Origin of the sequence: Brevundimonas sp. BH3 (assembly GCF_045345115.1) — a bacterium.
GTDB lineage: Bacteria > Pseudomonadota > Alphaproteobacteria > Caulobacterales > Caulobacteraceae > Brevundimonas.
Genome location: NZ_CP150796.1, coordinates 364511 through 381236, shown reverse-complemented (window position 1 = coordinate 381236; position 16726 = coordinate 364511). Strand labels below are relative to the sequence as shown.

General features: G+C 61.6%; 19 protein-coding genes. 6 read left to right on the top strand and 13 right to left on the bottom strand.

The window, feature by feature from the left end:
* Positions 1 to 21: 21 nt before the first annotated feature.
* Genes WEU32_RS01780 through WEU32_RS01765 form a run of 4 tightly spaced genes read right to left on the bottom strand, consistent with a single transcriptional unit; the run spans position 22 to position 2404 of the window.
* Positions 22 to 459: a DUF1178 family protein gene (locus WEU32_RS01780; RefSeq protein WP_406852666.1), complete on the bottom strand. Its 438-nt coding sequence runs from the start codon at positions 457 to 459 to the stop codon at positions 22 to 24.
* Positions 456 to 1295: a carbon-nitrogen hydrolase family protein gene (locus tag WEU32_RS01775; RefSeq protein ID WP_406852665.1), complete on the bottom strand. Its 840-nt coding sequence runs from the start codon at positions 1293 to 1295 to the stop codon at positions 456 to 458. Before WEU32_RS01775 ends, WEU32_RS01780 begins: the two co-directional genes overlap by 4 nt.
* A 25-nt stretch (positions 1296 to 1320) precedes the next feature.
* Entirely contained in the window at positions 1321 to 1578 is a 258-nt protein-coding gene (gene grxC, locus WEU32_RS01770) for a glutaredoxin 3 (RefSeq protein WP_406852664.1), read from the bottom strand.
* A gap of 34 nt (positions 1579 to 1612) precedes the next feature.
* Positions 1613 to 2404, bottom strand: a complete 792-nt coding sequence (locus WEU32_RS01765; protein WP_406852663.1) for a ComF family protein — start codon at positions 2402 to 2404, stop codon at positions 1613 to 1615.
* Between WEU32_RS01765 and WEU32_RS01760 the strand changes: the two genes are divergently transcribed.
* Entirely contained in the window at positions 2403 to 3287 is an 885-nt protein-coding gene (locus tag WEU32_RS01760; RefSeq protein WP_406852662.1) for a methyltransferase domain-containing protein, read from the top strand. The two genes, WEU32_RS01765 and WEU32_RS01760, sit on opposite strands and share 2 nt — an antisense overlap.
* 8 nt (positions 3288 to 3295) lie before the next feature.
* On the opposite strand, the gene WEU32_RS01755 is transcribed toward WEU32_RS01760, so the two are convergent.
* The 4 genes from WEU32_RS01755 to WEU32_RS01740 are packed head-to-tail and all read right to left on the bottom strand — an operon-like array spanning position 3296 to position 6358.
* Positions 3296 to 3517: a Flp family type IVb pilin gene (locus WEU32_RS01755; RefSeq protein WP_312134614.1), complete on the bottom strand. Its 222-nt coding sequence runs from the start codon at positions 3515 to 3517 to the stop codon at positions 3296 to 3298.
* A gap of 26 nt (positions 3518 to 3543) precedes the next feature.
* Positions 3544 to 3969, bottom strand: a complete 426-nt coding sequence (mutT, locus tag WEU32_RS01750; RefSeq protein ID WP_167175152.1) for an 8-oxo-dGTP diphosphatase MutT — start codon at positions 3967 to 3969, stop codon at positions 3544 to 3546.
* Between the two features lie 11 nt (positions 3970 to 3980).
* Entirely contained in the window at positions 3981 to 5354 is a 1374-nt protein-coding gene (gene argJ, locus WEU32_RS01745) for a bifunctional glutamate N-acetyltransferase/amino-acid acetyltransferase ArgJ (protein WP_406852661.1), read from the bottom strand.
* A complete protein-coding gene (locus tag WEU32_RS01740; RefSeq protein ID WP_406852660.1) occupies positions 5354 to 6358 on the bottom strand; it encodes a peptidyl-prolyl cis-trans isomerase in 1005 nt (334 codons plus the stop codon). Before WEU32_RS01740 ends, argJ begins: the two co-directional genes overlap by 1 nt.
* 271 nt (positions 6359 to 6629) lie before the next feature.
* Between WEU32_RS01740 and secA the strand changes: the two genes are divergently transcribed.
* Positions 6630 to 9482 carry a preprotein translocase subunit SecA gene (gene secA / locus WEU32_RS01735; protein ID WP_406852659.1) on the top strand — a complete coding sequence of 951 codons (2853 nt, stop codon included), beginning with the start codon at positions 6630 to 6632 and terminating at the stop codon, positions 9480 to 9482.
* Between the two features lie 201 nt (positions 9483 to 9683).
* On the top strand, positions 9684 to 10841 hold the full coding sequence (locus WEU32_RS01730) for an aminotransferase class V-fold PLP-dependent enzyme (RefSeq protein ID WP_406852658.1): 1158 nt from the start codon (positions 9684 to 9686) through the stop codon (positions 10839 to 10841).
* On the opposite strand, the gene WEU32_RS01725 is transcribed toward WEU32_RS01730, so the two are convergent.
* From WEU32_RS01725 to WEU32_RS01715, 3 genes are read right to left on the bottom strand one after another with little or no spacing between them, the layout of a single operon-like run.
* A complete protein-coding gene (locus WEU32_RS01725) occupies positions 10838 to 11821 on the bottom strand; it encodes a hypothetical protein (RefSeq protein ID WP_406852657.1) in 984 nt (327 codons plus the stop codon). The two genes, WEU32_RS01730 and WEU32_RS01725, sit on opposite strands and share 4 nt — an antisense overlap.
* On the bottom strand, positions 11811 to 12740 hold the full coding sequence (locus WEU32_RS01720) for an alpha/beta fold hydrolase (RefSeq protein WP_406852656.1): 930 nt from the start codon (positions 12738 to 12740) through the stop codon (positions 11811 to 11813). The genes WEU32_RS01725 and WEU32_RS01720 overlap by 11 nt, the downstream gene beginning before the upstream one ends.
* Entirely contained in the window at positions 12713 to 13210 is a 498-nt protein-coding gene (locus WEU32_RS01715; protein ID WP_312815043.1) for a Fur family transcriptional regulator, read from the bottom strand. Before WEU32_RS01715 ends, WEU32_RS01720 begins: the two co-directional genes overlap by 28 nt.
* A 162-nt stretch (positions 13211 to 13372) precedes the next feature.
* Between WEU32_RS01715 and WEU32_RS01710 the strand changes: the two genes are divergently transcribed.
* Positions 13373 to 14152 carry a SapC family protein gene (locus WEU32_RS01710; protein ID WP_312134602.1) on the top strand — a complete coding sequence of 260 codons (780 nt, stop codon included), beginning with the start codon at positions 13373 to 13375 and terminating at the stop codon, positions 14150 to 14152.
* A 73-nt stretch (positions 14153 to 14225) separates the two neighbouring features.
* On the opposite strand, the gene WEU32_RS01705 is transcribed toward WEU32_RS01710, so the two are convergent.
* Both WEU32_RS01705 and WEU32_RS01700 read right to left on the bottom strand, forming a co-directional pair.
* Positions 14226 to 14636: an acyl dehydratase gene (locus WEU32_RS01705; protein ID WP_406852655.1), complete on the bottom strand. Its 411-nt coding sequence runs from the start codon at positions 14634 to 14636 to the stop codon at positions 14226 to 14228.
* A gap of 274 nt (positions 14637 to 14910) precedes the next feature.
* On the bottom strand, positions 14911 to 15705 hold the full coding sequence (locus WEU32_RS01700; RefSeq protein ID WP_312134599.1) for a response regulator: 795 nt from the start codon (positions 15703 to 15705) through the stop codon (positions 14911 to 14913).
* Between the two features lie 220 nt (positions 15706 to 15925).
* On the opposite strand from WEU32_RS01700, the gene WEU32_RS01695 reads away from it, so the two are divergent.
* On the top strand, positions 15926 to 16120 hold the full coding sequence (locus tag WEU32_RS01695; protein ID WP_312134598.1) for a NepR family anti-sigma factor: 195 nt from the start codon (positions 15926 to 15928) through the stop codon (positions 16118 to 16120).
* Positions 16117 to 16725 carry a sigma-70 family RNA polymerase sigma factor gene (locus WEU32_RS01690; RefSeq protein ID WP_312134597.1) on the top strand — a complete coding sequence of 203 codons (609 nt, stop codon included), beginning with the start codon at positions 16117 to 16119 and terminating at the stop codon, positions 16723 to 16725. Before WEU32_RS01695 ends, WEU32_RS01690 begins: the two co-directional genes overlap by 4 nt.
* Position 16726: the final 1 nt, after the last annotated feature.

Genomic DNA, 16726 nt, shown 5'->3' with positions numbered 1-16726 from the left:
TACAGTTACGCCTCTCGTCGTTCAGTTGGCCTTTTTGGGATCGGGCGGCAGGTCCGGCAGCGGCACACAGGGGACGCCGTCGTCTTTCAGTTTCTTGATATCGGCAGGTGTGGCCTCGCCATAGATTTCGCGTTTCTCGCTGCGGCCTTCATGGATGTCGCGGGCCTCGCGGGCGAAGGTGTCGCCGACATAGTCGAAATTATCCTCGACATGGGCGCGCACCTCGCGGGCAGCCTCCATCATCATGGTCTGCATGGTTTTCAAGGCGTCGGGCTTGGTCGTTGCTGTCTTCTTGGTGCCCGAGACGGCGGGGGCCATAATCTGTTTTCTGACTGCACGGGAGGCACAGAAGGGGCATTCGACCAAGCCGCGTTCGGCCTGATCGTCATAATCGGATGACGAGGCAAACCACGCCTCGAAGCCGTGGTCGTGATCGCAGATGAGGGCGTAGCGGATCATTGCTCAAAAACAAAAACGCGGTCGTGGGTCAGGGCCGGAATAGCACGGCGAGCCGCCTCGACACGTGACAGGTCCAAGGTCGCATGAAGAACGGCGGGTTGGTCATGGTCCAGCTTGGCGATGACCTCGCCCCACGGGGTGATGACCATGGAGCGGCCCCATGTCTTGCGGCCGTCCTCGTGGGTACCGCCTTGGGCGGGGGCGAGTACGAAGCTGCCGGTTTCAATGGCGCGGGCGCGCAGCAGAACTTCCCAATGGGCCTCTCCGGTCGGGCGAGTAAAGGCGGCGGGCACCGTTAAAATAGAGGCTCCGCCCTGTGCCAGTGCGCGGTGCAGATAGGCAAAGCGCACGTCATAGCAGATGGTCAGGCCAAGGCCGCCCCAAGGGGTGTCGGCCACGACGGCTTGCGATCCGGGGCGGATCACTGCGCTTTCGCGCCAGCGTTCGCCTGTATCCAGATCGACATCAAAGACGTTCATCTTGTCATAGCGGGCAACAATCCGGCCTTGCGGGTCGATCAGCAGGCTGCGGTTGGCGGCGCGGTCATCGCCTTCGATGCCGGAGCACACAATCACCGAGCCGATCAGGAGCCAGATGTTCAGCTCCACTGCCAGAGCTTGCAGGCCGATGACGGCTTCATCGGTGGCCTCGTCTGACAGAGCCGCCTCGCGCAAACCTTTGCGCTGTTCGAGGAAGTTGCTGCCTTCGGGGGTCAGGACAAACTCGGCACCTTCAGCGGCGGCCTGACGGATCAGGGGCGCGATATGGGCAAGGCCCGCACGGCTTGTGGCCGGTGTGCAGGTCTGGATCAGGGCCGTTTTGACCATGACGCTCATATCGCGCTCCCTGTTCCTGTCGAGCTTAGGCGGCCAGTAGCGGGTCGAGGCCGCCCTTGGCGTCAAGCGCGTGCATGTCGTCATTACCGCCGATGTGCTGGCCGTTAATGAAGATTTGCGGGAAGGTGGCAGCACCGTTCGAGCGGGCGACCATCTCGGCCTTTTTTTCCGGATCATTCGAGGCGATGATCTCGGTATAGACAGCACCCTTGCGGTCCAGCAGCGACTTGGCACGGATGCAATACGGGCAGCCCGGCTTGGTATAGATAACGACTTCGGCCATGGGATCTCCTTACAGGGGGTATCAACACTTACCCCTATTTAGGCATTTCGCGCGCGCCATGCACCCCCGCAATCACCGCCAGATCAACGGCGCGGGCTCCGGCGTCTAGCAAAGCTTTGGCGCAGGCATTGGCGGTGGCCCCTGTGGTCAGCACATCGTCCACCAGAAGGATGCGGCGGCCCTCGATCTTTTTGGCCCCCGAGGCCGTCACGCGAAATGCGCCGCGCACATTGGTTTTGCGACCGCCAAGGGACTTGCCGCCCTGACTTTGGGTGGCGCGGATGCGTTTGAGGCTGTCGGGCAGATAGGTCAGGCCGCGTTGAGCGGCCAAGGGGCGGGCGATCTCGGCGCTCTGGTTGAAGCGGCGCTGCAAGAGGCGCGAGGGGTGGAGAGGCACCGGCACCACCGCATCGCAGTCGAGGATGAGCGGATCGGCGGCGCGGCTGAGCCAGCGGGCAAACAACTTGGCATGGGCCTGCTGATCGCCGTGTTTGAGGCCAAGGATCAGGCCGCGCGAATGCTCGTCATAGACGCAGGCCGCGCGGGCGCGTGAAAACAGTTGGGGCGTGGTCTGGCAGGGAATACAGCGCCCTCCCCCCGAAGCCAGTTCATATTCGAAGGCCTGACCGCAGCCGTCACAAACGGGGTCTTCCAGAAAAGTGATGCGGTTAAAGGCCGAGGCACTGAGGCCTCCAAGACTGCCCTCGAACCCGTCCAAACTGGCGGGTGGCAGGACAATATCGACCAAGGCCCGACCATAATCGCGCAGGCGAATGGCCCACGGGGCTTTTATTCCCGATCGCAAACGGCCATCTAATCCCGTCATGAGCGCCCCTTCCTCCGGTCCCCCCAATATTTTCGACGCCAGCCGTCGTGTCCATCGTCTTGCCCGCGCGCAGCGCCTGTTCCCGCAGGCAGATTTTCTGCATCGCAGGGCCGCCGAGGATGCCGCCCATACCCTGTCGGCCATCCTGCGCGAGTTTCCGCGCGGCGTCGATCTGTCTCCGCATGGGGGACTGGTGGCGCAGGCGCTACACGGCATGCCAGCGGCAGAACGGATCGGCGCGATTGAATCGATCGGCTCTCTGGATGAGCGGGCGGCACCGGGGGCGGCCCCCTTGCCGGTGGCTGACCAGTCGGCGGACCTGATTATCAACCTGTTTGGTCTGCACTGGGCCAATGACCTGCCGGGCGCGCTGGCGCAGATCAGGCGGGCCTTACGGCCGGACGGGCTGTTTATCGGCAGCCTGTTTGGGGCGGCGACCCTGAAGGAGTTGCGCGGCGTGTTGACCGAGGCGGAGCTGGAGATACGTGGCGGGGCGCAGGCGCGGATATCGCCCTTTGCCGACGGTTTTGACGGGGCGGGTCTGTTGCAACGGGCCGGATTTGCCCTGCCGGTTTCGGATGTGGATCGGGTGACGGTGCGGTATCGCGATCCGTTTTCACTGATGCGCGATCTGCGGGCCATGGGCGAGACCAATGTGCTGGCCGGTCAGATCAAGCCGCTCAGCCGTGATATTCTGGCGCGGGCGGCGGCGCTTTATGTCGAGCGCCATGCCGAGGCCGATGGCCGGATTCCGGCTACATTCGAGATGGTGCATCTGGCGGGCTGGGCCCCGCACGAGAGCCAGCAAAAGCCCGCCAAGCGTGGCTCGGCCAAGATGCGGCTGGCTGATGCGCTGGGTGTGAAGGAAGTGACGGACGAATAGGCGGCAGATCAGCCGCCTTCACCAGAGCCTTCACCGCCTCCCTCTCCGCCATTGCCGCTGAGAGCCGCACTGACGCGCTTCATGACCAGATCCCATTTGGCCATGACGCCGTCACCTGTGGCCGACAAAGCCACCAGAATGACCATGGCGATCAGAGAGGCGATCAGGCCATATTCGATGGCCGTCGCGCCGCTATCGTCATTGGCAAATGCTTTGAGCATCGTGCGCATAGGCCACCCTTTCCGGACAGGCCGGTTTAAATCAAATCCCTGAGCCAGGCGATCAGCGGCTCATCGGCAGGCGGCATGGGATAGTCCCGAAGCTTGTCCGGTTTGACCCACGCCAGTGCCGTATGTTCCTTGGCCACAACCGTGCCCGACCACCTACGGCAAAGGTAGAGTGGCATCAGTAAGTGAAATTTTTCGTAAGCATGACTGGTAAATACGAAGGGGGCGAGGCACGCCTCCTTGACGTCGATACCCAGTTCTTCGTGCAGTTCGCGGATCAGGGCCTGTTCGGGGCGTTCGCCTGCCTCGACCTTACCGCCGGGGAATTCCCACAGGCCCGCCAGTTGCTTACCCTCGGGGCGCTGGGCGATCAGGATGCGGCCATCCGGATCGATCAGGGCCACGGCGACGACGAGGACGGTCGGAACCGCCCCCGCATTTTCGACTTCCGTCACGAGCGCCCCTGTCACGAACGGTAGTCCCCGTTGATCTCGATATAGCGCTTGGTCAGGTCGCAGGTCCAAACCGTGGCCGAGGCGCGGCCCGAAGCGACGTGGACCGTGATGTCGATCTCGTCATTCTTCATATAGGCACTCATCACCTCTTCATTATAGTCGGTGGCCGGTGCGCCATCGACGGCGGCGGTGTGCGGGCCAAAGAAGATGGCCAGACGGTCGCGGTCCACAGCCTCGTCGGTCTTGCCGACGGCCATGACGATACGACCCCAGTTGGCGTCTTCACCGGCAATGGCGGTTTTCACCAGCGGGCTGTCGGCGATGGACTTGGCCAGCTTGCGGGCCGAGGCGGGCGATGCGGCACCATCGACGGTGATCTTGACGAACTTGGTTGCACCCTCGCCGTCCTTGACCAGCTGGTGGGCCAGATCGAGCATGACCTGTTCAAGCGCGCGAGAGAAGTCTTTCAGGCGGCGATCACCGACGCGACCGATGCGCGGTGCGCCCGACGTGCCGGTGGCAAAGATCAGGGCCGTGTCATTGGTCGAGGTGTCGCCATCGACCGTCACCGAGTTGAAGGTGGTGCGGACATGCAGGTTCAGCAGCGCCTTCAGCACCGGCGGGGCGATATCGGCATCGGTGACGATAAAGGCCAGCATGGTCGCCATGTCCGGCGCGATCATGCCCGAGCCCTTGGCAATGCCCGAGATACGCACCTTGACACCCTCGATCTCGCACTCGGCGGTCGAGCCCTTGGGGAAGGTGTCGGTGGTCATGATGCCCGAACCGGCCTTGGCCCAGTTGTCCGGCGACAGACCGGCCTGGATGTCGGGCAGTTTGGCGGTGATCTTGCTGTCGTCCAGCACCACACCGATCACGCCGGTCGAGGCCAGCATGACGTCGCGCTGGCGGCAGCCAAAGCGCTTGGCGGCCTCGGCAGCGGTGCGGCGGGCGGCATCGGCCCCCAGCTTGCCGGTAAAGGCATTGGCGCAACCCGCATTGATGACCATCAGGCGCACGCCCTCGCCGCCCTTGTCAGCGTCGAGCTGCTTTTTGCACCAGTCCACCGGTGCCGAGCCGACCTTGTGACGGGTAAAGACGCCCGCGCAATTGGCACCATCAGGGAAGTGGAACACCACCAGATCGTCGCGTTCGTGCTTGTAAAAACCGGCGCGGGCCGTGGCGATTTCGACACCGCCCATGGCCGGAAGCTCTGGGAAGGGTACAGCCAGTGGCGAGATCATCAGGCCCGGCTTTCCTGCCGCCGGTTTGGCCGCAGGCTGGGTGGCGCGCTTGATGGCCGAGGTCAAAGGATCGAGCGCCTTTTCGATGGCGGCTTCAATCATGTGGCCGGTCGAAGAAGGTTTGGCAGGGGGATGGCTCATCAGGCGGATCCAGTCGGGGACTTGGTAGAGGCAGCAGAAGAAGATGCTACGGGCGAAGGCGCTGCCGCAACAGCCGTCGAAGCAGGGGGTGGCGTTTGCGGCGCAGAACGCGGCGGGTCAATCTCGAATTCGATATTGGCCTTGCCGCGCAGTTGTTCCAAGAGCTGACGGACCCCCTCATAGGTCAGATAGCGCACAATAACCGGACGGGCCTGTTCCAGTGTCGGCGGGGTTTCAGCGCGGCGATCCTCGACGCGCAGGATGGCCCAGCGACCGCTGGCCTCGACCGGTCCGATGACGCTGCCTGCCGGTTTTTCGGTAATGGCCGCCGCATAGACGGGCGGCAAAAGATCGGGTGTCGCATAACCCAGATCACCGCCCAGGGCACGTGAAGCCTGATCGACCGAACGCTGGGCGGCAACAGCTTCGAAACTGGCCCCCTGCCCCAACAGGGCCAGAACCGCATCGGCCTCTGCACGGCTCTGGCTGAGGATCAGGCGCAGACGCACCTCTTCGGAGCGTTTGGCGCGGCGCTGTTGTTCGGCATAGAGGCGCTGGACAGCCTCGTCGGACACAGCCTTGTCGACTGCGGATTCCACCAGCATGTCGCCCAGAATGCGCTGGCGGACCGCTTCCAGCCGACGCTGGGCCGCCGCACTATTGGCAAGACCCCGACGTTCGGCTTCTCGCGCCAGAAGGGTCTGGTCGATCACCTCGTCCAGCACGCGCCGGAACAGTTCGGAGGTGACATCCAGCGGTTCTGCATCGCCGATCAGACCTTGCGCCACCGCTTCGCGGCGAACATCAGAGGCCCAGATTTCGTGTTTTTCGACACGTGCCACCACGCGGTCACCGGCATCCGGATGCGCCTTATCGGGATTATCGCCACAGGCCGCCACCGAGACAGCCAACAGTACAGCCACCAGTCCCCCCAGAAGCGAAGGCCGGTTTACAGCTTTGCGAAAATTGTGATCGGCATGGATGGGCGGGTGCGACAATCGCATCAAACACTCCCGTGTCGGGGCGGATAACAGCTGCGTGAAACTGTGCTTTTAAGGCACAGATAGCCCTACCAAAACACTGCTCGCGTTGACAGGCCACAGGTCGGTGCTTAAGTCCGGCTTGCGCCCAAGTCGAGGGATTTTCGATTGAATGCGTAAGGATGGAGCCGCCTGAAGGGCAGGTACTGGAAATCCTTGCGTTTTCAATATCTCGATGCGGGCGAGAGCTGTCTTTTCTCTGAGCCTTCAGCCGCTCGACCGTTTCGGATCACCCATGCTCGGCATCGCCAAGAAATTCTTTGGTTCCTCGAACGACCGTAAAGTCAAAACCTTTATGGCCGAGGTTCAGAAGATCAACGCCCTCGAACCCAAGTTCGAAGCGCTTTCGGACGACGAACTGCGCATGATGACGCAGACCTTCCGCGATCGCATCGAGGGTGGCGAAAGTTCCAAGAAAATCCTGCCGGAAGCTTTTGCGGTGGCGCGTGAAGCCTCCAAGCGCGTTCTGGGCCAGCGCCAATATGATGTGCAGCTGACCGGCGGTATGATCCTGCACGAAGGCGGTATCGCCGAAATGCGCACCGGTGAGGGCAAGACCCTGGTGGCTGTGGCTCCGGTGTATCTGAATGCCCTGAGCGGCAAGGGCGTGCACGTCATTACCGTGAACGACTATCTGGCCCGTCGCGACGCCGAACAGATGGGCCGCGTCTATCGCTTCCTCGGTCTGGAAGTGGGCGTGATCGTCAACGGCCTGAGCCAAGGCCAGCGCCAGATGGCCTATCAGGCCGATATTACCTACGGCACCAATAACGAATTCGGCTTCGACTATCTGCGCGACAATCTGGTCTATGACCGTCGCGAAATGGTGCAGCGCGGCCACCACTTTGCCATCGTCGATGAAGTTGACTCGATCCTGATCGACGAGGCCCGCACCCCGCTGATTATCTCGGGCCCGACCGAGGACCGTTCGGACTTCTACAAGATTGTCGATGTTCTGGTGAAGGAACTCATCAAGGACAAGGACACCTACGAGCTGGACGAGAAGCAGCGTCAGGCGCTGCTGAGCGAGCTGGGTTCGGAGCGCATCGAGGAGATGCTCAAGGAAGCCGGTCACCTGACCGACGGCACCGAGGACCTGTATGATCCGCTGAACGTCTCGCTGGTCCACCATGTGAACCAGGCCCTGCGCGCCAATACCCTGTACCAGCGCGACAAGGACTATATTATCAAGGGCGACGAGATCGTCCTGATCGACGAATATACCGGCCGTATGATGACGGGCCGCCGTCTGTCCGAAGGTCTGCACCAGGCACTGGAAGCCAAGGAAGACGTCAAGATCCAGCCCGAGAACCAGACCCTGGCCTCGGTGACGATCCAGAACTATTTCCGCCTTTATGAAAAGCTGTCGGGCATGACCGGCACAGCGGCCACCGAGGCGCAGGAATTCCTCGACATCTATAAGATGGATGTTCTGGAAGTGCCGACCAACCGTCCGATCCTGCGTAAGGATTATGACGACGAGGTCTATCGCACCTTCAAGGAAAAGAACGACGCCATCGCCGCCCAGATCGCTGACTGCCATGTGCGTGGCCAGCCGATCCTTGTGGGTACCGTGTCGATCGAGAAATCCGAAGAGCTGTCGGAAATCCTCAAGACCTATGCATACAAGGTTGAGACGGGCCGCACCCTCAAAGCCGAGTATGCCGGTCGCGAGAAGGAAGCCCAGAAGGTCGGCGATGCCGCCTATGACATCACCTATGCCACCGGCAAGGGCATCCCGCACAACGTCCTGAATGCGCGCCAGCACGAACAGGAAGCCTATATTGTTGCCGATGCCGGTCTGCCGGGCGCAGTGACCATCGCCACCAACATGGCCGGTCGCGGGACCGATATTCAGGTCGGCGGCAACCTCGAAATGCGTATCGAACGCTGGCGTCAGGAACAGCGTAACCTCGCCATCGAGGTCACGCCGGAACAGCTTGCCGCCAAGGAAGCCGAGTTCAAGGCCGAGATTGCCGTCGCCAAGGAGAAGGGTCTGGCCGCAGGCGGCCTGTTCGTTCTGGGCACCGAGCGTCACGAAAGCCGCCGTATCGACAACCAGCTGCGTGGTCGTACCGGCCGTCAGGGCGACCCGGGTATGTCGAAATTCTATTTGTCGTGCGAAGACGACCTGCTGCGTATTTTTGCCGGTGATCGTCTGGACGCCATCATGCAGCGCTTTGGCGTTGCCGAGGGCGAGGCCATCAGCCACCCGTGGCTGAACCGCGCCGTCGAGACCGCCCAGAAGCGCGTCGAAGCGCGCAACTACGACATGCGTAAAAACGTGCTGAAGTATGACGACGTCGTCAACGACCAGCGCAAGGCCGTGTTCGAACAGCGTCAGGAGTTCATGGATTCCGACGACCTGTCCGAACTGGTGGCCGACTTCCGTCAGGACACCATCTCCGATCTGGTCGAGCGTTTCATGCCGCCCAAGGCCTATGCCGAGCAGTGGGACATCAACGGTCTGGACGAGAAGGTGAAACACATCCTCGGTCTGGAACTGCCGCTGCACGAATGGGCCGCCGAGGAAGGCGTGTCGAACGAAGAGATCGAGGAGCGTCTGAACGAAGCCGCCGATGCCCGCGCCGCCGAGCGTCTGGAAATCGTTGGCGTCGAGCAGACCCGCAATCTCGAAAAGCAGTTCATGCTGCAAATGATCGACATGCAGTGGCGTGAGCATCTGGTCCATCTGGACCACCTGCGCGGCGTCATCGGTCTGCGTGGCTATGGCCAGCGCGATCCGCTGAACGAATACAAGACCGAGGCTTTCAACCTGTTTGAAAACCTGCTGCACGACCTGCGTCACAATGTGACGCGCTGGCTGATGACGGTCGAGTTCCGCTTCCAGCCGCCGCCGGAACTGCAAATGCCGGAGTTTCAGGAAATCCACCTGAACCCGGGCACGGGCGAGAACGAGATGGCCAATCCGATGGCCCAGAATCCCGAAGGCATGCTGACCGGTGATGACCGCGCCAACCTGCCGGTCGAGGCTCTGCCCGTCGGCTGGGAACGCACCAACCGCAATGGCGACTGCCCCTGTGGTTCGGGCCGCAAGTTCAAGCACTGCCACGGTAGTTTGATTTAACAGGCCGCGTCGGATCGAAAAGGCGGAGCCTTTTGACCGCGGCCAAGCAGAAAGTTGGCGGGCTTTGCCCGCCGCCGCTAACGCTCGCGACGCGGTCGCTCGCTGCTTGAGCGATAAAAATCACTGTGAATTTTAAGGGCGGGAACTTCGGTTTCCGCCCTTTTCAGTTGGTCGCGTCAAGTATCGCGCTAAGGTGCGTGTATGCTGAAACACCGTTTTACCCGCGCCTTGTCACTGTCTCCCGAGCGTCTGCATTTTGCGGCGCACAGCCACCATCTGTGGCCGGATGCCTCCTATGAGGCGCAAGGGCGAGCTTGGGACGATGCCAATCGCCATGCGGATCGCAAATGGGACCTGATCTTTGGCGAGGTCATTCCCGCGGCCCAAGGCCATGTGGCGCGTCTGTTGGGGCTACCCGATGCCAACAGCATCGTCTTTGCGCCCAATACGCATGACCTGTTGCTGCGTATCGTTTCAGCGGTCGAAAAATCAACTGTCCGCATACTGACGACCGATGCCGAGTTTCATTCGTTCCGGCGCCAGAGCCAGCGCTGGGAGGAAACGGGCGCGGTCGAACTGACCACCGTGCCAATCGAGCCGTTTGACAGTTTCGAGGCGCGTTTTCTGGCCGAAGCCCAAAAGGGCGGCCATGATCTGATCTTTGTCAGTCAGGTCTTTTTCCGCACCGGCACACTGGCCGGAAATCTTGAGCCGCTGGCGGCCCTGTCGCGTCCCGAAGGGCCGTGGGTGGTGATTGACGGCTATCACGGCTTTATGGCCACGCCGACCGATCTGTCGGGCATCCATGACCACGTGTTTTATCTGGCCGGTGGCTATAAATATGCCATGGCGGGTGAAGGGGCGTGTTTCCTGCATGCACCGGACGGCTATGGGCCGCGCCCTGTGGTGACCGGATGGTTTGCCGAGTTTGGCGATCTGGAAGGACCGGTGGGCAGTGTCGGCTATCGTACCGATGGCGGGCGGTTCTGGGGGGCGACCTTCGATGTCAGCGCCCTTTACCGCTTCAATGCCGTGCAGGACATGTTAGCCGCCGAGGGGATCGCGATTGGCGATCTGGCCGAACATTCGCGCCAATTACAGCAGCAGTTCCAGAGCGCCATTCAGGCCTCGGACAAGGGACTACTGGCGGCGGCCCGCTGGCTCAATCCGGTGATGGGCGAACAAGCCCGGGCCCGTTTTCTGGCGCTCAAACATCCCGAAGCCGCGACCATTCGCGACCGCTTGCTGGAGGCGCATATCGTTACCGATGTCCGCGACGATGTGATCCGGTTCGGCTTTGGTCCCTATCAGGATGAAGCGGACGTGGAGCGACTGATCGCCACCTGCCTGTCTGTCTAGTAGAACAGGCTTTCGGCGTCTTTTTCAGGCTTGGGGGCTGCCGTGTTCACATCCGTGCGGGGTGGTCTTGCAGCGCGCGCGGGGCGGGTGGCCGGACGCGAGGCCGCCTTGGCCGGAGGGGGAGCCACAGGAGCAGCATCCCCCGGCAAGGCTGGCGCAGGGACCGCAGGGCTGCGGGTTTCCGATACTTCGCCATAGGGGCTGGAGCCGGACGGCTCTACGGCCGACATATCGCCAAGGCGCGGATAGGCTCCCGTTATTTCGGCTTGCGCCGTCATAGGTTCAGCCCTTACCGGCACGGGTGCAGCCGGGACAACCGGCGGGCTTTCCCCCTTTAGACCCAAAGCAAGACGGGCCTCAGCCACCGCCTGAGGCGTGTGGCAATGGCACACAGCCAGCTGTCCGGCCCCGTCGCGCCAGATGACCAGAGGCCAGCGGTTGTCATCTGCCGGACGACCCAGACGCTGTAATATAGAGCGGCGGAAACCTGCCGCCTCGGCCAAAGCCGCCATGCGTGTTTCCGAGTCCGAGACAGGCTCTATACCCACGGCGGTCCAGTGTTCGCCCCGCATCGACAGCCACTGGCGCAGCAGGTCGGCATCGCGCCCCTGCCACAGCTGGGCCACCGTGGCCTCCTCGCTGGTTCCGCCATGACCGGACGGGACAATGATGGCGCGAACCTCGCGCCCGTTGGCAGCCAGTTCGGCAGCGTCCGCGCCCAGCCACTGTTCCAACGCCATCGCCGCACGCGGCGAAATAATCGTGACGGGACGCTCGCCCCCATTCAGGCGGATTGCAGGGGCCGAGGCCAGCAAGGTTTCCAGTGCCGGATCGTCGCGGACCACGCGCAAGGGGCGGTCCTTCTGGGTCAGGGTCCACCAGATGACAATCATCAGGCCCGCAACCAGCAAGCCCAGACCGATGCCTGCGGCCAAGGCTGCACCGGTCCGGCCGTGCAGGACAGGGCAGTTAAGACGCAAGGTCCGACAAGACCTCGCGCACCACCTGCGGATGGATCATTGGAAACAGGTGCCCGCCCCCCGAGACCGTGCGAATGGCAAGCTGTGGTCCCGCAGACGGTCGGGTGACGGCACAGAGCGTACCCGTTTCGGCCCGCAGCAACTGTACCGGACCTTTATACTGGCGCAGCGCCTTCCACGGATTATGGGCCTGTGCCGAATAGTTGGAGGCTTCCCATGCGGGGGTGCAGGCCAAGCGCAGGCCCTCGCCGTCTTCTTCCAATAGGCCATCGGTCAGATAGTCAGCCAGCACGGCATCGGGCCAGCCCTTGAACGCACCGCGTCCGCGCCAAGATTTGAAGGCTTGATCGCGGCTGTCAAAGCGGTCCCGGCGGCGCAGGGTTGATTTCACGATCGGTGCGCGACCCGCCAGCTTGTTCAGCACCGGCGTATTAAACACGGCCATGGTCGGATAGGCCCAGATCACCGGATCAAGCAGGATCAGGCGCGAAACCTTGTGCGGCACCTTGGCTGCGGCCAGCAGGCTGGACGTACCGCCGATCGAATGTCCGCAAAGCGCCACAGGCGGGCCGTCCATGGTGTCGAGCAGAGAGATCAAGTCTTCGCGATGGTCGCTCCAATTACGTCGCCCCTGAATGCGGGTCGGCAGGGTGGTGCGCCCGTGACCGCGCAGATCGACAGCCCATATCCGCAAGCGCCCCGCCAGACCGGACAGCAGATGGCGATAGGTATAGGCGTTGAAGCCGTTGGCATGGGCAAAGACCAGATCCACCGGACGGTCGGTCGGGCCGAAGTCCAGCACGGCCATGCGGCCCTCGCCATAACGGTTGCTGACCGGAACAGAGAGACGGCGCGGCGGGATGGCTATAGAGCCATCGATACCGCCATCCATCAGGCCGCGTCCTTGCACTGGGCGCATTTGCCGTGGCCCTCGATTGTGGTGCGCTCGATGTCATAGCCAACCCGCGAGGCGGCACCGGCCAGTCCCAGATCACTGAGCGGCACGGCCACCTCGGCGGTCGAACCGCAGCAGTCGCAGATCAGGAAGGCGGCAGCGTGGGCCTGCACATCGTCCTCATGGACCGAACAGGCCACATAGGCACTGATGGAGGCGATGCGGTGGACCACGCCCCAGCGTTCGAGAAACTCCAGCGCCCGATAGACGGTCGGCGGCTTGGCCGCCTCGCCATTCGCACCATAGCGGGCGATCAGGTCATAGGCTTTTACCGGCCCGCCTGCGGTCAACAGTAGTTCCAGCACCCGGCGACGCGGGGCCGTCATGCGTTCACCCTGGGTCACGCAGGAAGTCTCGAAGCCCGCAAGAATGCGCGCCACCTCGTTCGCACCGCGTGCGTGGCCGTCGTGATCGTGTTGGCAAGCCTTGGTCATGGCCTAGAGCTAAGGTTTCCCGCCGCTTGCCGCAACCACATTGGGCATCAGGGGTGGCAGAGGACTGCAAAACGTGGTTCACAAAGATTCGTACCGCGTTTGCCCGTGGTCACTCTATGGGCTAGAACGCGCCTTCTTTCTGTCCAGAACACCAGAAGTTTTATGACCGACACGACTGCACAAAACGCCGGCGGCCTCTCCGGTAACGTCCTTTTCTACTCGCAACCGGAACCGCTGTCGGTCGAGGCGCACGGCAAGCTGGGCGTCAAGGCTGTCGACAAGCCCTATGCCTTCATCGGCCAGACCAATATTGTGCCGCTGACTGTGACCGAGTTCGCGCCAGCCGCCCTGTCCTATCCGGTGATCTTCGTCGGCGAAAGCAAGCAACCGGTTGTCGCCATGGGCCTGAACGCCAATGACAACCTGTTCGTGACCGACGGCGAGTTCCGTTCGGACGCCTATATTCCGGCCTATGCCCGTCGCTATCCGTTCGTCTATGCCAATGACGACGCACAACAGCGCATGATCCTGTGCATCGACCGCGCCGCACCGTATTTCGTTGAAGGCGGCGACACCCCGCTGTTCGAAGGCAACGAGCCGAGCGCCTACGTCAAGAACGCCATGGAGTTCTGCAACAATTTCGAACAGGAGCGCCTGCGCACCGAGTCGTTCGTCAAGGTTCTGACCGATCTGGACCTGTTCGAAGTCAAGGAAGCCAACTTCACCCCGCGCAATGCCGACGGCACGCCGGGCCAGACCCAGAAACTGGCCGAGTATTTCGCCGTTTCGGAAGACAAGCTGAAAGCTCTGCCGGCCGACAAGCTGGTCGAACTGCGCGACAACGGTGCTCTGGGCCAAATCTATGCGCACCTCGTGTCGCTGGCGGGCTGGGATCGTCTGATCGCCCTGGCCCTGACCCGTCAGGCCGCTGGCAACGCCTGATCGGCGCTGTAAGCTAAAAGAAACGCCCCGCAGGAAACTGCGGGGCGTTTTTCTTTGTAGATGGCCTAAACTCTCAGGACTGGCGTGCCACCAGAGCACGGGTCAGGCACGAGAAGACCAGACGGCCCGCTTCGTCCAGCATGTCCTGCTGGGCAATCACGACACCCTTATTATCGCCGACAGGGTCCTTGCCCATAATGGTCACGCGACCACGCAGAAGCTCTCCGGCAGGCGGATTACGAAGATAACGCACACCGTCAACGGCCAGCATTTTGAAACCGGACCAGCGGCGACAGGCCTCGAAAGAAAGCCTGCTCCACAGCGCGTAAAGCATGCCGTCCGGCGCACCATAGCTGTCATTCCAGCTGGGCAGGAAACGCTCGATATAGATTTTTACCGACGCTTCATCGACAGCCACAACGCCCAGTGAAATGACCTGACCCACCTCGATCTGTTCGAAATGGATGTTCAGAAGCTCGTCCATATTTCCGGTCCCTGCCGCAAAGGTTGCGCCACCATGGCACCCGTTGGCCCATGCAAACAAGCCTGTCCAACAAAGATGGGCGAGGCGCAGACAGCCATTAAAAAAGGGCGACCCCGGAGGGCCGCCCTAAAAGGTGCATCATCGAGAAATGAGGTACAGTCACGACCGGATCAGCAAACAGGCAGAAGATGGACGTGGCTGAATAGCCAAGGACTACGGTTTTGGAACGCTATAGCTCTGGCGAGGTTCCCTCATCTTCACCGACCCGTTCAGATCACTGGCGTTGCGCCGGATGGAAGAACAGAGCCTGGCTGATGGCCGCCTTGACCGTTTCCGGCTGGAACGGCTTGGTAATGAGGAAGGTCGGCTCGGGGCGTTCCCCTGTCAGCAGTCGCTCGGGGAAGGCGGTAATAAAGATCACCGGCACGTCCAGGTCTTGCAGGATTTCCTTCACGGCATCGATACCCGACGACCCGTCAGCCAGCTGAATATCGGCTAGAACCAGACCCGGACGTTTTTGGCGCACAGCCTCGACCGCCTCGGTATGGGTGGCCGCTGTGCCCGTGACGCGGTGACCCAGTTCGCGCACCAGACTTTCAATGTCGGCAGCGATGATAGCCTCGTCCTCGATGATCAGCACATCGGTGGCCAGTTCGGCATCGATATCGGTCTGGGCCTGTGCAACCAGTCGCTCTACAGCCGAAATATCGATGTCGAGAATCTGTGCCGTTTCGGACGGCGTGAAACCTTCCAGCGAGGTCAGCAAGAAAGCCTGACGCGAAGCCGGCGAAATCTTGAGCAGGCGAAGCGAAGCACTGTCCTCGACCGCATTGCCGGATGGCGCGCTGTGGTCCTCAAGCTGGGCACCGCTGGAAGACCAGATGGCGTGAAAAATATGATAGAGAGCGACACGCGGCGTCATATCCGCCGGCAATTGTCGCTCGCCCGCGGCCAAGGCTTCTAAGGCTACGCGCACATAGTGGTCGCCCGTAGCCTGATCACCCGTGAGAGCCCGCGCAAAGCGTCGCACATACGGAAGGTGAGGCGCTAATCTAGCCAGTAGGCTCATTCCTAGAATCCCCAATGTCTGAAGCAGTCCGATGACCGAAGCTACCCCCCAGATCATCAGACAGTACAGGTAAACGAAGAACCTTGACCACAGTTCCGCCTTTTGCTGCCCATTTTACATTTTTCAGCTAGGCTGTCGGAACGGTACAGCCCGTAAGGGCGTTAAGTAGACAGCGTGTCCGGGAAGAGGTCTGCCGGGCAGGGGGACGGTCCGAGAGTTAATGACTGAAAAATCTCAACGAGTGCAAGACACTATAGAAATTGACGACGTGGATCTCGATGAAGCGAGACTGCGTCAGCAAGCCATCGGTGTGAAGCTGCGACATCTCTTTGACGAGGTCGTCAATGAGCCTGTGCCGGACGAATTTCTGTCCATTCTGAGGCGCGCTGACCAAAATGAAAAAGGTGGGGCATGAGTTCAACCGGCGCGGTTCCCAAACCGCCTTCAGCGGATGATAATGCCTTCAAAAAAGAGCTTGTGGGACTGATCCCTCACATTCGCGCTTTTGCTCGCACACTGACAGGTGACCCGACAGCCGCCGACGATCTGGCTCAGGAAGCCATGATGAAGGCGTGGGATGCCCGCGCATCCTATCAGATGGGCACCAATATGAAGGCCTGGACCTTCATGATCCTGCGTAACCAATTCTATTCGGAAAAGCGTCGTTCGTGGCGCTCGACCCAGTTGGATCAGGAAGCCGCTGAACGCACCCTGATCGCGGTGGACGATCCCGAAGCCCCCGTGGCTCTGGACGAGCTGCGTCAGGCTCTGAAAACCCTGCCCGAAGAACAGCGTGAAGCGCTGATTCTGGTGGGAGCCGGTGGCTTTGCCTATGAAGAAGCGGCGGAAATCTGCCAGTGCGCTGTCGGTACCGTCAAAAGCCGCGTATCACGCGCCCGCAAGGCCCTGCAGACGGCTTTGGAGCGCGGCGGTTATGATCGGGACGGCAAGGCCGCCGGTGATGCCATGCGCTCTATCCTCGCCGATGCCGATCGGTTGAGCAGTTCATTGCGGAACTGAG